Here is a 13736-nt window from a genome sequence, read left to right as displayed (position 1 = left end):
GCTCCTAGGCGGAGTGTTCCTTGAGCGAATCGAGTACGGCCTGGGCATGGCCGGCGACTTTCACCGGACGCCATGACGCCACGATGACGCCTTTCGGGTCGATCAGGAAGGTGCTGCGCTCGATGCCCATGTACTTGCGGCCGTACAGGTTCTTTTCCTTGATCACGCCGAAGGCGTTGCACAGCGACTCGTCGGCGTCGCTGACCAGGTCGAACTTGAAGCCCTGCTTGGCGCAGAAGTTCTGGTGCGAGCGGATCGAGTCGCGCGACACGCCCAGCACGGTCGCGCCGAGCTTCTTGAACTTGGGCAGCGCGGCGTTGAAGTCCAGGCCTTCGGTGGTACAGCCCGGGGTGCTGTCCTTGGGATAGAAGTACAGCACCAGCCATTGCCCGGCGTAGTCGGCGAGGCGGACGGTTTCGCCGCTGGACAGGGCCAGCTGCAGCGCGGGCGCTTTCTTGCCGTATGCGTGGTCGCCGGTGTCGAGCATGGTCAGAACTTCATCGGGTCCATGATGGCGTCGAGGTTCAGATGGTCGCAGAACTCGAGGAAATCGTCGCGCAAGGCGGCGATGTGCATGCTCGACGGCACGCCGATGGTGATCTGCGCCGAGAACATGTCCGCGCCGGTCTGCATCGCGCGGTAGCGCGAGCAGTGCAGGCTTTCGATGGTGATGCCCTGGCGGTCGAAGAAATCGGCCAGCTGGAACAGGATGCCGGGCTTGTCGGCGGCGACGACTTCGACCACGTAGGGCAGCAGGCTGGACTGGACCTGCTTGGCGCCGGTGCGGTACCACACCAGCTTCAGGCCTTCCTCGCGCTCCAGCCGCGCCAGCATCGCTTCGAGCTTGGCGACCGCGTCCCAGGAGCCCACCGCCAGCGCCGTCACCGAGACGTCGCGGCCGACCGTGGACAGGCGCGCGTCGACCAGGTTGCAGCCCGAATCGGCGATCCGGCGCGTCACCGACAGCAGCGGCGACTCCGGATGCGTCGTATAGGCGTTGATCAGGAGGTGGTTTTCGTTCGGCGACGGCCGGGAAGCGGAATCGGTCAAGGCGGCGCCTGCAAGGGAGCGGAAGGCTCGGAAATGAACGGCGGCCCGGGCTCGGGTCGCGGCTATAAGGCAGCATACTTGCCCCCGCTTTCGGGCCGCAAGTAACATCGCCCCGTACTTGGCGGCACCGCGCACGTTTTTCCAGGCCCGGACGCTCCGCCCGGAACACTGGCCCGGCGGTCCGCAGCCCGACGGCGCGGACGCCCTCAACACGATCATTGGTAGGTTTTCTCTTGCGACTTTCCGGCAGCATCACCGCGCTGGCGACGCCGTTCACCGCGGCCGGCGAACTCGACCTGGACGCCTGGCACAAAATGCTGGCGGCGCAGTTGCAAGGCGGCACCCAGGCGCTGGTCGTGGCCGGCTCGACCGGCGAGGCCGCGGCGCTGTACGACGCCGAATACGACACCCTGCTGCGGACCGCGGTCGAAGCGGTCGCCGGGCGCGTTCCGGTGCTGGCCGGCACCGGCCTGTCCAACACCGCCAAAACCATCGAACTGACCCGTCGCGCCGCCGCGCTCGGCGCCGACGCCGCGCTGGTGGTGACGCCGCCCTATGTGCGTCCGACCCAGGCCGGCCTGATCGCCCACTACCGCGCGATCGCCGACGACGGCGCCTTGCCGCTGGTGCTGTACAACGTGCCGGGCCGCACCGGCGGCGATCTGCTGCCGCAGACCGTGGCCGCCCTGGTCGACCATCCGCGCATCGTCGGCATCAAGGAAGCGGTGGCCGAAGGCGCGCGCATGGACGCCCTGCTGGCGTTCAAGTCGGAAGGCTTCGCCGTGCTCAGCGGCGACGATCCGACCGCGTGCCGGGCCATGCTCGCCGGCGCCGACGGCATCGTCTCGGTCGGCTCCAATGTGCTGCCGGCGGCGTTCCGCCGTCTCGCCGACCTGGCCCGCGCCGGCCGCCGCGACCAGGCCGAAGCCTGGGACGCGCGCCTGCGTCCGGCCTACGACTTTCTCGGCGTCGAGCCCAACCCGATCCCGGTCAAGGCGCTGCTGGCCGCGCAAGGCCTGGGCCACGGGCTGCGCCTGCCGCTGCAATCGCTGTCGCCGGCGCACGACGAGGCGGCGCGCCGCATCGCCGCGCTGGTAATCGAACTCGAACACGCCGGTCGCGAACCGATCGCGGCCTGACCCTTTTCAGCAGGAGATGCTCATGCGTTGCAACCCCAATCTGTCCCGTGCGCTGGTCGCCGGTCTGCTGCTGGCGGTGGTCGCCAGTTCGGGCTGCAGCTGGTTCCGCAAGGGCAACAAGCTGTATGCCGAAGCGCCGGAAAACCGTCCGCTGGAAGTGCCGCCGGACCTCGACCAGCCGCGTACCGACGGCGCCATGGCGGTGCCGGCCGGTTCGGTGACCGCGTCGGGCCTGGCCGCCTCGCGCCCGACCCAGGCCGCCCCGGGCACCCCGGCCTCGGCGGCGAACGGCTTCACCGTCAGCGGCAACCGCGACGACATCTTCAACAAGGTCGGCGACGCGCTGGGCAAGGTCGAAGGCCTGAGCATCGCCAGCCGCGCGCAGCTGCTCGGCGCCTACGACGTCAACTACCAGGGCAGCAACTTCCTGGTCCGGGTCAGCGCGGTGGAAGCCGGCGCCTACGTCTCGGCGGTCGACCCGCGCGGCCTGCCGGCCGCCGGCGAAGCGCCGGCGCAGCTGATCGCCAGCCTCAAGGGCACGCTCGGCGGCCGTTGATCGCCAGCGTCGCTTGCGACACGGGACGGGCGCCGCGAGGCGCCCGTTTTCGTTGCGGGGGCCAGCGCGAAACCGGCCGGGCGCGCTGCTCCGAACAGGAGCGGCCGCTTCCTGTAGGAGCGGCGTAAGCCGCGACAGCCGAAGCGGTTCGCGCGAGCGCAGGCCGCCGAAGCCCGGATAAGCGGTTCTTGCGCCGACCCGGGATGCCCGATCGGCCGGGCTGCGGAAACCGGCGCGGTATCGCGTCGCTGCGGCTGTCGCGGCTCACGCCGCTCCTACAGAGCCGCGCCGACTGCGGGCGCGGTGAGCCGCGACCATCGCGCCAGGCGACGCTCAGCGCTCGCCGGGCAGGGCGCGGGCCAGGCCTTCGTGCAGCAGCAGGCGGGTGGTCGCGGCGCGTTGCGCCAACGGCATCTGCGCCAGCGCGTCGAGCACCCAGCCGAAGGCGCGGCAGCGCGCCTGGCGCGCTTCGGGCGCCTGACCTTCGGCGCCGAGTTGGGTGGCGAAATCCTCGTGCAGCAGCGCAGCGGTGACCCCGGCCCGCTTGAGCGCCTGCTTGGCCGCGCCGGCGTCGTAGGCCTGCGGCGGGTTCTGCAGGCCGCCCAGGGCGATGCGCAGCAAGGCGTCGAGGAAGCGCTGCCGGCTGTCCTCGCCCAGGCGCTGCGCGGCCCGGGTCAGGGCCTCGGGGCTGCGGTCGGCCTGCGGGTCGAACAGGCCGCACAGCACCGCGGCTTCGTCCGGCGCGCGCGCGGCGCGGTGCAGAGCCTGGAACAGGCTGTCCAGGTCCGAATCGGCGGCGCGGGTCAGCAGGTCGGCGCCGCCGCTGCGCAGCGCATTCGGGTCCAGCCGCGACAGGTCCAGCTCGCCCAGGCCCAGGCCACCCAAGTCCAGCGAGCCCAAGTCCAGCGAGTCGCGGTCCCGGGCGGGGCGCGGCTGATGAGGTTCCGCGGCGGGCCGGGACTGGCCGGCGGCGGCCGGGACCAGGCTCAGGGCGAGCAGCAGTGCGGGCAGGGCCTGCGCGGTACGGTGGGGGCTGGGCACGGCGACGGTCTCGGGCAGCGCGGTCGGCCCGAGTCTAGGCAGCGGTCGATGAACGCCCGCAGGCGGCCCGGCCGCCCGGCCGGTTCAGCGCTCGAGCAGGTCGAGCTTGCCGGTCTTGCCTTCCCAATCCTTGGCGTCGGGCAGGCTGTCCTTGCGCGTGGTGATCACCGGCCAGGCCTGGGCCAGCTCGGCGTTGAGGGCGACGAAGGCCTCCTGGCCGGCGGGCACGTCGTCCTCGGGGTAGATCGCGTTGATCGGGCATTCCGGCTCGCACAGGGTGCAATCGATGCACTCGTCCGGGTCGATCACCAGGAAATTCGGGCCTTCATGGAAGCAGTCGACCGGGCACACCTCGACGCAATCGGTGTACTTGCATTTGATGCAGTTCTCGGTGACGACGAAGGGCATGAGCGAAATCCTGGGGTCTGGGCCGTGCCGGCGGGTCGGCGGCGATAGTGTAGCCATCGCCGCGCAACGACCCAAGGCGCGGCTTGGCGGATGCGTGACGGGCGCCGCGGGCGCGCAACGCGACGGCGTCGCCATCGCCCGCGGATAAGAAAAAGCCCGCGCAGGCGCGGGCTTTTTCGGCGACCGGGTCGCTGGTTTGGCGCTCCCTACGGGATTCGAACCCGTGTTTTAGCCTTGAGAGGGCCACGTCCTAGGCCTCTAGACGAAGGGAGCAGGGGATTACGACGCTGGCGGGGAGCGGGCTCCTCGTCAGACCGCAGGGACTCTCAATCCGGTGCGGCCTGCTAGTATATGCGCCGCCGTTGCCGCGGGCAACGGCCATCCCGAATTCCTTTACAGGCGGCGCGCCCGCTCGATGCAAGCCGATAACTCCTCATTCCAACCTACGCTGCGGGTGATCCCGCGCGACCAGCACAACGTCTCGCGCAAGGAGATCAGCCCCAACGCGTTGCGGGTGCTGTACCGGCTGCGCGACAGCGGCTTCGGCGCCTACCTGGTCGGCGGCGCGGTGCGCGACATCCTGGTCGGCGGCCATCCCAAAGACTTCGACGTCGCCACCGACGCCACGCCCGAACAGGTCAAGGGGCTGTTCCGCAACTGCCGCCTGATCGGGCGCCGGTTCCGCCTGGCCCATGTGGTCTACGGCCGCGAGATCATCGAGGTGGCGACGTTCCGCGCCAACAGCGACGACGGCAGCGGCGACCGCGAGACCGACACCGGCGGCCGCCTGGTCCGCGACAACGTCTACGGCAGCATCGAAGACGACGCGGTGCGCCGCGACTTCACCGCCAACGCACTGTATTACGCGGTCGAGGACTTCTCGGTGCGCGACTACGTCGGCGGCTTCGAGGACGTGCAGAACCGCCTGATGCGCCTGATCGGCGATCCGGAGACCCGCTACCGCGAAGATCCGGTGCGGATGCTGCGCGCGGTACGGCTGGCGGCCAAGCTCGGTTTCGAGATCGAGCGCGACACCGCCGAGCCGATTCCGCGCCTGGCGCCGTTGCTGGCCGACGCCGCGCCGGCGCGTTTGTTCGAGGAATGCCTGAAGCTGTTCCTGTCCGGCCACGCGGTCGAGAGCTTCCTCGGCCTGGAGCGTTACGGCCTGCTCGGCGCGTTGCTGCCGGAGAGCGCCGCCGCGCTGCGTTCCAACCGCAGCGGCGCGTTGCGGCGGATGGTGCTGGAAGGGCTGAAGGGCACCGACGCGCGCGTCGCCGCCGACGAGCCGGTGTCGCCGGCGTTCCTGTTCGCCCTGCTGCTGTGGCCGGCTTACTGCCGCGCGCTGATGGCGCTGCAGGCGCAGGGCGTGCACACCGCCGAAGCGCAGCGCCGCGCCGCCGACCGGGTCACCCTGCACCAGTTGTCGACGATCGCCCTGCCGCGCCGCTTCTCGCTGCCGATGCAGGAGATCTGGCTGCTGCAGTCGCGTTTCCAGCAGCGCCAGCGCAAGCGCGTGTTCCGGTTGCTGTCGCATCCGCGCTTCCGCGCCGCGTTCGATTTCCTCAGCCTGCGCCAGGCGGCCTCGCCCGAGCACACCGCCGACGTCGAATTCTGGCGCGAAGCGCAGCTGCACCCGAACGAGACCCTGGCGCAGCAGCAGGACGCCGCCGCGCACGGCGACGAGGACGAAAGCGGCGAAGGCCGCGCCCCGCGCAAGCGCCGTCGCCGCCGTCGCGGCGCGCCGGTGGAGGAATAAGAGCGAGGAGTGAGCGTAGAGGAGCGAGGAGCGAGCGAAATCGCGAATTCCGGCTCTTGCCTTGCTCACTCCTCACTTCTCTTCGCTCACTCCTTCTGTCCATGCATACCGTCTACATCGGCCTCGGCAGCAACCTCGGCGACAGCGCCGCGGTGCTGCGCGCGGCGCTGCGCGCGCTGGAGCGCCTGCCGGACAGCCGGCTGCTGCGCGCCTCGAAGCTGTACCGCACCCCGGCCTGGGGACGCACCGACCAACCGGACTTCCTCAATGCGGTCGCGGCGCTGCAGACCGGCCTGCCGGCGCCCCGGCTGCTGGCGGCGATGCTGGAAATCGAGCGCGACGCCGGGCGTTCGCGCCTGGCCGACCGCAGCGACCGCTGGGGCCCGCGCACCCTGGACCTGGACCTGCTGCTGTACGGCGAGGCCACGATCGACGCGCCCGGCCTGCACGTGCCGCATCCGCACCTGCACGAACGCGCCTTCGCCCTGGTGCCGTTGCTGGAGATCGCGCCGGAGGCGCGTATCCCCGACGCCGGCGCGGCGCGCGACTGCCTGGCGCGGCTCGGCGCCTCCGACATACGCGCCGTCGACATACGCGCGTTGCCGGCGGACAATCTTTGACCGCCGCCGCGCGGCGTATGGACTGAGCGGACCCGGCGGACGGGCGAGGGCGCGGCGGTACCGCGCTTGGCCGCGGGTTTGCCGCCGCCGGTCGAGCCGGCTGTGTTGCGCCAGCGGAGGCCGCGGCCGCGCGGCAACCTGTTAAGTTATGGCGCCACCCCACAGACGTCCGTCGCCACCGGACGAGTCGCCCATGTACACCTCGGCTTCCACCGACAAGCCGGCCGCCAAGGCCTGGACCGTGCCCATGCTCGCCGACGCCAAGCGCGACGGCCGCAAGCTGGTGATGTTGACCGCCTACGACACCAGCTTCGCCCGCACCATGGACGCGGTGGTCGACCTGGTCCTGGTCGGCGATTCGCTGGGCATGGTCGCGCAGGGCCATAACAGCACCTTGCCGGTGACCGTCGCCGACATGGCCTACCACACCGCCTGCGTCGCCCGCGGCCTGAGCAAGGCGCTGCTGATCGCCGACCTGCCGTTCCAGTCCGACGCCACCCCCGAACGCGCGCTGGACGCCGCCACCCGCCTGCTCCAGGCCGGCGCGGCGATGGTCAAGATCGAGGGCGCGGCGCACAAGCTGGAAGTGATCCGTTTCCTGGTCGAGCGCGAGATTCCGGTCTGCGGCCACCTCGGCCTGACCCCGCAGTCGGTGTTGCGCCTGGGCGGCTACAAGGTCCAGGGCCGCGACGAAGCCGCCGCCGCGCGCCTGCGCGAAGACGCGCGCGCGGTCGAGGAGGCCGGCGCGCAACTGCTGGTGCTGGAATGCGTGCCGACCCCGGTCGCCGCCGCGATCAGCGCCGACCTGCGCATCGCCACCATCGGCATCGGCGCCGGCCCGCAGTGCGACGGCCAGGTGCTGGTGCTGCACGACCTGCTCGGGGTCAATTCCGGCCATCGCCGGCCCAAGTTCGTCAAGGATTTCCTCGCCGAAGGCGGTTCGGTCGCTGGCGCGTTCTCGGCCTACGCCGAGGCGGTGCGCAGCGGCGCCTTCCCCGACGCCGCCCATTCCTACGACTGAGCCGCATCCGCGGCTCGCTCCGGACGTCATCGCGCAGGGATTCGCGCTCCGCCCCGGCGGATATTTCTTCGAGTACCTCATGCTGACTGTCGATCAACTCGGCGCCCTGCGCGCCACCCTCGGCGCCTGGCGCATGGCCGGCCAGCGCGTCGCCTTCGTGCCGACCATGGGCAATCTCCACGAAGGCCATCATTCGCTGATCCGGCTCGCGCGCGAGCGCGCCGACCGGGTCGTGGCCAGCGTGTTCGTCAATCCGACCCAGTTCGGCCCCAACGAAGACTACGGCCGCTACCCGCGCACGCCCGAAGCCGACGCCGACGGCCTGCGCGCCGCCGGCTGCGACCTGCTGTGGCGGCCGACGGTCGAGACCATGTACCCGTTCGGGGTCGAGCACACCGTGCAGGTGCGGGTGCCGCAGGTCACCGACACCCTGGAAGGCGCGCATCGGCCGGGCCATTTCGACGGCGTGGCGACGGTGGTCGCGCGGCTGTTCAACCAGGTCCGCCCCGACGTCGCCGTGTTCGGGCGCAAGGACTACCAGCAACTGGCGGTGATTCGCTACCTGGTCCGCGACCTGGCGTTCCCGATCGAGATCGTCGGCGCCGACACTCGGCGCGAGGCCGACGGCCTGGCGCTGAGTTCGCGCAACCAGTACCTGTCCGAAGCCGAACGCCCGCGCGCGGTCGAGATCCACCGCTGCCTGCAGTGGATGCGCCAGGCCGCCCAGGCCGGCGAGCCGCGCGCGGCGATCGAGGCCGAAGCCGGCGAACGCCTGCGCGCGGCCGGGTTCGAGGTCGATTACGCGGTGCTGCGCCGGCCCGACCTGAGCCTGCCCGAGCAGGACCCGGGCGAACCGGCGCGGGTGGCCCTGATCGCCGCCCGGCTGGGCCGCACCCGGCTGATCGACAACCTCGAATTCGAGGCCTGAACAGGACGGCAGGCGGCCCGGGAGACGGCGCCGGCGGGCCGGCCGGGGCCCGGGCTGAACGGGAAATCTCCGTTCCGCCGGCGAGGCCCCGGGGCCATGTTGCAGCGCGCCATGCGCTGCTAGACTTCTGGCCTTTCGCGCCCGCGCGTCTGCGGACGGAGTAACGACCATGCAACTGAATCTGCTCAAGGCCAAGATCCACCGCGCCACCGTCACCCACGCCGAGCTGCATTACGAAGGCTCCTGCGCGATCGACGGCCGCCTGCTGGACATCTCCGGCATCCGCGAATACGAGATGGTCCACATCTACAACATCAACAGCGGCCACCGCTTCTCCACCTACGCCATCCGCGGCGAAGAGGGCAGCGGGGTGATCTCGGTCAACGGCGCGGCCGCGCACAAGGCCCAGCCGGGCGACCTGGTGATCATCTGCGCCTACGGGATCTGCGACGAGGCCGAGGCGGCCAAGTACAAGCCGACCCTGGTGTACGTGGACCGGCACAACCAGCTGACCCATACCAACCACTCGATGCCGGCACAGGCCGCCGCCTGACCGACCGGCCCCAAGAGAGCCCTCGCACACGATGAGCGATGACGTCCGACTCCACGAGCTACGCGCCGAGGTCGGGCGCGTCGGCATCACCCCGCTGGCGCAGCTGATCGCCGCCGATCCGTCCCGCGCCGCGGATTTCGCTCTCCAGGTCGGGCCGGTCTACGCCAGCTTCGCCCGCCAGCGCTACGATCGCGCCGCGCTGGATTGGCTGTTCCGCGCCGCCGCGGCGGCGCACAGCGAGCAGCGCCTGCGGGCGCTGTTCGACGGCGAAACCGTCAACCTCACCGAGGGCCGCGCGGCCCTGCACACCGCCCTGCGCGGCGACCTGTCGGCCAGCGAAACCGCCCGCGCCGCGCACCGCCAGGCGCTGGAAGCGCGCCGGCGCATGCGCGCGACGATCCAGGCGCTGAGCGCCAGCGAGGTCACCGACATCGTCAGCGTCGGCATCGGCGGTTCCGACCTCGGCCCGCGCCTGGCGGTGGACGCGCTCAGCGGCGCCAGCCCGGGCCGGTTCCGGGTCCACTTCCTGTCCAACGTCGACGGCCACGCCGCCCAGCGCCTGCTGGCCGGGCTGGACCCCAAGCGCACCGCCGCGCTGCTGATCTCCAAGACCTTCGGCACCCAGGAAACCCTGCTCAACGGCGCGATCCTGCGCGATTGGCTCGGCGACGCCTCGCGCCTGTACGCGATCAGCGCCAACGTCGAGCGCGCCGGCGCCGCGTTCGGCATCCCGCCGGAGCGGCTGCTGCCGATGTGGGACTGGGTCGGCGGCCGCTATTCGCTGTGGTCGGCGGTCGGCCTGCCGATCGCGCTGGCGATCGGCATGGACGCGTTCGAAGACTTCCTCGCCGGCGCCGCGCTGATGGACGCGCACGTGCTGGAAACTCCGCTGCCGCGCAACCTGGCCGCCTGGCACGCGCTGACCTCGGTGTGGAACCGCAACGGCTTGGGCTACGCCACCCAGGCGGTGCTGGCCTACGACGACCGGCTCAAGCTGCTGTCGAACTACCTGCAACAGCTGGTGATGGAGAGCCTGGGCAAGTCGGTGCGCCTGGACGGCTCGGCCGTGGCCGGCGATACCGTGCCGGTGTGGTGGGGCGGGGTCGGCACCGACACCCAGCACAGCTTCTTCCAGGCCCTGCACCAGGGCACGTCGATCGTGCCGGCCGATTTCATCGGCGTGGTCCGCGCCGACGCGCCGTACCCGCAGAACCATCGCGCCCTGCACGCCAACCTGCTGGCCCAGACCGAGGCCTTCGCCAACGGCCAGGCCAGTGACGACCCGCACCGCGCCTACGCCGGCGGCCGTCCGAGCACGACGATCCTGCTCGACGCGCTGACCCCGCAGTCGCTGGGCGCGCTGCTGGCGATGTACGAGCACAGCGTCTATCTGCAGTCGGTGTTCTGGGGCATCAACGCCTTCGACCAGTTCGGCGTCGAACTCGGCAAGCAGGTCGCCAGCAAGCTGCTGCCGGCGCTGGCCGGCGAAGCGCAGGCCGACGACCCGGTGACCCGCGAGCTGTTGCGCAAGCTGCGCGGCTGAGCGGAACAACGGCGCTTCGGCGCCGTTGTTCGTTTCCGTGTAGGAGCGGCGCGAGCCGCGACCGCACTGCTTCGGTCTCGCGACGTCTGTCGTTCGAGGCCTCAAGAGCAAGGCTTCCGCCCGCAAGCGGGCGGGTAACTTTCTTTTGGCGCCCCAAAAGTCCCACGGGATTTCCTTCGGTCAAAAGTCACCAAAGAAAAGCGCAGCGCGCGAAGCTCCCCTGCGAGTTCGATGCTTGCGCCGGGATTTTTCGATAAGACATCCCTGTCTTATCGAGTCGTGCTCTTTAACGGCGGGGCGCACGTCCTGTGCGCCGCCCTCCGGGTCTAGGGTTGCTCTCGCGAGTGCGATGCTATGCCAAGTGCTTGGAGCAACAACAATAACGTTGGTGCTGAGCAGCGCCGCGACTCAAGCAGCGCCGTGCCGCGCCAGCGCCCACTCGACGTGCTCGCGCACCAGCGCGCTGGGATGCTCGCGGCGCGAGCGCAGCGCGGCGATCGTCTCCGGCGTCGTCGGCGCGTTGCCTAGCGCGACGGCGATATTGCGCAGCCAGCGCTCGTGGCCGCTGCGGCGGATCGCCGAGCCTTCGGTGCGGCGCAGGAACTCGTCCTCGTCCCAGGCGAACAACTGCGCCAGGCTGGCGCTGTCGAGCCCGTTGCGGGCGCGGAAGTCCGGCTCGTCGTTGCGCTTGGCGAACTTGTTCCAGGGGCAGACCAGTTGGCAGTCGTCGCAGCCGAAGATGCGGTTGCCGATCGCCGGGCGCAGTTCCTCGGGAATCGCGCCGTCGTGCTCGATGGTCAGGTAGGCGATGCAGCGGCGCGCGTCGAGCCGGTGCGGGGCGACGATGGCCTGGGTCGGGCAGATGTCGATGCAGCGGGTGCAGGTGCCGCAGTGGGCGCTGGCCGGCGCGTCGATCGGCAAGGGCAGGTCGACGTAGATCTCGCCGAGGAAGAACCACGAGCCGCCGTCCTTGTCGATCAGGCAGGTGTGCTTGCCGATCCAGCCCAGCCCGGCGTTGCGCGCCAGCGCGCGCTCCAGCACCGGCGCCGAATCGACGAACACCCGGTGGCCGAACGGGCCGACCACCTCGGCGATGCGGTCGGCCAGGCGCTGCAGGCGCTGGCGCATCAACTTGTGGTAGTCGCGGCCGAGCGCGTAACGGGCGACGTAGGCGCGTTCGCGGTCGGCCAGGGTCGCCCAGGCGTCCTCGTCGTCGCGGCGGCCGTAGTCCAGGCCGACCGAGATCACCCGCACGGTGCCGGGCAGCAGCCGGTCCGGCCGGCCGCGCAGCTCGCCGTGGCGCGCCATCCAGTCCATCGAGCCGTGCAGGCCCTGTTCCAGCCAGTCGAGCAGGTAGGCCTCGTCGTCGCCCAGTTCGATCCCGGCGATGCCGCAACGCTGGAAGCCGAATTCGCCCGCCAGCGCGCGGATGCGCGCGGCCAGCGCCCCGTAGTCGGGAGGCGTGCCGTCGGGAGGCACGCCGTCGGGCGGCGCCGTCGGGGCGGCGAGGGGCGAAGCGGAACGGGCGTCGGGCTGGCTCACGATCCCACAAGTATAGAATCCGGGCATGTCGCCCAACGACGAAATCGCCGACGAAACCGCTCCTGCGCCCGGATCGGCGCTGTACGACGCCGTCGCGCTGCGCGCGATCGAGGCCCGCGCGGCGGCCGAACTGGGCGAGGCCTATGCGCTGATGCAGCGCGCCGGCGCCGCGGCCTGGAGCGAGTTGCTGAACCGGTGGACGCGCGCATTCCGCCTGCTGGTGGTGTGCGGCCCCGGCAACAACGGCGGCGACGGCTACGTGCTGGCGACCCTGGCCCGACAAAGCGGCCGCGACGTCGCCGTGCTGCGCCTGCCCGAGCACGCGCCGCGCAGCGCCTTGGCGCGCCGCGCCGCGGCCGAGTACGCGCAGGCCGGCGGCGCCGCGCTCGAGTTCGACGGCGCGCTGCCGGCGGCGGACGTGGTGGTCGATGCCTTGTTCGGCATCGGCCTGTCGCGCGCGCCGGACGCGGCGTCGGCGGCGCTGATCGCGGCGATCAACGCGCACCCGGCGCCGGTGCTGGCGCTGGACGCGCCGAGCGGCGTCGACGCCGACAGCGGCCGCGCCCATGCCGCGGCGGTGAATGCGCAGCGTACCCTGGAGTTCATCGCGCCCAAGGCCGGCTTGCGCAGCGGCGCCGCGCTCGATCACACCGGAGCCTTGGCCTTGGCGTCGTTGCAACTGGCGCCGGAGCGCTACGGCATCGAGGCCGTGGCCGAAGCGCTGGCCGCCGACGACCTGGGCCGCTGGCTGCGTCCGCGCCGCCGCGACAGCCACAAGGGCCGCAACGGCCGGGTGCTGTGCGTCGGCGGCGACCACGGCCACGGCGGCGCCCTGCTGCTGTGCGCGCAGGCGGCGTTGCGCAGCGGCGCGGGCCTGCTCGATGCGGCGACGCGCGCGGCGCACGTCGCGCCGATGCTGGCGCGCCTGCCCGAAGCGATGCCGCGTGCGGTCGACGACAGCAACGCTCTGAACGGCAGCGCTCTGAACGGTGCCGAGCTGGACGCCGCGCTCGATGCGGCCGACGCGGTCGCGATCGGGCCCGGCCTGGGCCAACAGGCCTGGGGCCGCGCGCTGTACGCGCGCGTCCTGGCTTGCGCCAAGCCGCGCCTGTTCGATGCCGATGCGCTCAACCTGCTCGCCGCGCAGCCGCAGCCGCTGCCGGCCGACTGCGTGCTGACTCCGCATCCGGGCGAGGCCGCGCGCCTGCTCGGTTGCGATACCGCGCACGTGCAGGACGACCGTTTCGCCGCGGTGAGCGCGCTCGCCGAACGCTACGGTTGCGCGGTGGTATTGAAGGGCGCCGGCAGCCTGGTCGCGGCGCCGCGACGGCGCACGCGCGTGATCGGCGCCGGCAACCCGGGCATGGCGGTCGGCGGCATGGGCGATGTGCTCAGCGGCGTGGTCGCGGCCTTGCTCGCGCAAGGCCTGGACGGATTCGATGCGGCCTCGTGCGGCGCCTTGCTGCACGCCGTCGCCGGCGACCAAGCCGCGCGCGACGGCGGCGAGCGCGGTTTGTTGCCGAGCGATCTGATGCCGTGGCTGCGGCGCTGCGCCAATCCGCGCGGCGCGGCTTAGAAT

General features: G+C 71.4%; 14 protein-coding genes and 1 tRNA gene. 9 read left to right on the top strand and 6 right to left on the bottom strand.

The genetic code is table 11. From position 1 onward, the window contains the following. Positions 1–4: 4 nt before the first annotated feature. Positions 5–487, bottom strand: coding sequence for a peroxiredoxin (locus tag K4L06_RS20380; RefSeq protein ID WP_221673121.1), 483 nt, complete (start codon positions 485–487; stop codon positions 5–7). Between the two features lie 2 nt (positions 488–489). Continuing rightward, positions 490–1158, bottom strand: a complete 669-nt coding sequence (locus K4L06_RS20375) for a glycine cleavage system protein R (RefSeq protein ID WP_221673120.1) — start codon at positions 1156–1158, stop codon at positions 490–492. Between the two features lie 125 nt (positions 1159–1283). On the opposite strand from K4L06_RS20375, the gene dapA reads away from it, so the two are divergent. Together dapA and K4L06_RS20365 are read left to right on the top strand one after the other, a co-directional pair. Next, positions 1284–2189: a 4-hydroxy-tetrahydrodipicolinate synthase gene (gene dapA, locus K4L06_RS20370; protein WP_221673119.1), complete on the top strand. Its 906-nt coding sequence runs from the start codon at positions 1284–1286 to the stop codon at positions 2187–2189. A 16-nt stretch (positions 2190–2205) separates the two neighbouring features. Further along, positions 2206–2745, top strand: coding sequence for a hypothetical protein (locus K4L06_RS20365; protein WP_221673118.1), 540 nt, complete (start codon positions 2206–2208; stop codon positions 2743–2745). A gap of 333 nt (positions 2746–3078) precedes the next feature. On the opposite strand, the gene K4L06_RS20360 is transcribed toward K4L06_RS20365, so the two are convergent. From K4L06_RS20360 to K4L06_RS20350, 3 genes are all read right to left on the bottom strand, one after another. After that, positions 3079–3786: a hypothetical protein gene (locus K4L06_RS20360; protein ID WP_221673117.1), complete on the bottom strand. Its 708-nt coding sequence runs from the start codon at positions 3784–3786 to the stop codon at positions 3079–3081. Positions 3787–3870: 84 nt separating this feature from the next. Then, positions 3871–4194 (bottom strand): ferredoxin FdxA, encoded by a 324-nt coding sequence (gene fdxA / locus K4L06_RS20355; RefSeq protein ID WP_064748093.1) that lies wholly within the window; start codon positions 4192–4194, stop codon positions 3871–3873. A 197-nt stretch (positions 4195–4391) separates the two neighbouring features. Further along, positions 4392–4467, bottom strand: a tRNA-Glu gene (locus K4L06_RS20350). Positions 4468–4609: 142 nt separating this feature from the next. On the opposite strand from K4L06_RS20350, the gene pcnB reads away from it, so the two are divergent. The 6 genes from pcnB to pgi all read left to right on the top strand — a co-directional run bounded on the left by pcnB (position 4610) and on the right by pgi (position 10615). Next, complete coding sequence (gene pcnB / locus K4L06_RS20345; RefSeq protein ID WP_221673116.1) at positions 4610–5950, top strand: polynucleotide adenylyltransferase PcnB; 1341 nt, start codon at positions 4610–4612, stop codon at positions 5948–5950. A gap of 101 nt (positions 5951–6051) precedes the next feature. Continuing rightward, on the top strand, positions 6052–6570 hold the full coding sequence (gene folK, locus K4L06_RS20340) for a 2-amino-4-hydroxy-6-hydroxymethyldihydropteridine diphosphokinase (protein WP_221673115.1): 519 nt from the start codon (positions 6052–6054) through the stop codon (positions 6568–6570). 193 nt (positions 6571–6763) lie between these two features. After that, positions 6764–7591: a 3-methyl-2-oxobutanoate hydroxymethyltransferase gene (gene panB / locus K4L06_RS20335; RefSeq protein WP_221673114.1), complete on the top strand. Its 828-nt coding sequence runs from the start codon at positions 6764–6766 to the stop codon at positions 7589–7591. A gap of 79 nt (positions 7592–7670) precedes the next feature. Beyond that, positions 7671–8519 carry a pantoate--beta-alanine ligase gene (gene panC, locus K4L06_RS20330; RefSeq protein WP_221673113.1) on the top strand — a complete coding sequence of 283 codons (849 nt, stop codon included), beginning with the start codon at positions 7671–7673 and terminating at the stop codon, positions 8517–8519. Positions 8520–8688: 169 nt separating this feature from the next. Beyond that, positions 8689–9072 carry an aspartate 1-decarboxylase gene (panD, locus tag K4L06_RS20325; protein WP_064748098.1) on the top strand — a complete coding sequence of 128 codons (384 nt, stop codon included), beginning with the start codon at positions 8689–8691 and terminating at the stop codon, positions 9070–9072. 31 nt (positions 9073–9103) lie between these two features. After that, positions 9104–10615 (top strand): glucose-6-phosphate isomerase, encoded by a 1512-nt coding sequence (pgi, locus tag K4L06_RS20320; protein WP_221673112.1) that lies wholly within the window; start codon positions 9104–9106, stop codon positions 10613–10615. Between the two features lie 408 nt (positions 10616–11023). Here the strand turns inward: pgi and queG are convergent, their stop codons facing one another. Next, positions 11024–12094, bottom strand: coding sequence for a tRNA epoxyqueuosine(34) reductase QueG (queG, locus tag K4L06_RS20315; RefSeq protein WP_343225824.1), 1071 nt, complete (start codon positions 12092–12094; stop codon positions 11024–11026). A gap of 88 nt (positions 12095–12182) precedes the next feature. Here queG and K4L06_RS20310 point away from each other — a divergent pair, with 88 nt between their 5' ends. Next, positions 12183–13733, top strand: coding sequence for an NAD(P)H-hydrate dehydratase (locus K4L06_RS20310; RefSeq protein WP_221673110.1), 1551 nt, complete (start codon positions 12183–12185; stop codon positions 13731–13733). Positions 13734–13736 lie beyond the last annotated feature (3 nt).

It is taken from the genome of Lysobacter sp. BMK333-48F3 (assembly GCF_019733395.1).
In the GTDB taxonomy this organism is placed as follows: Bacteria; Pseudomonadota; Gammaproteobacteria; order Xanthomonadales; family Xanthomonadaceae; genus Lysobacter.
The sequence above is the reverse complement of the archived record's forward strand: the minus strand, read 5'-3'. Positions and strand labels throughout refer to the sequence as shown.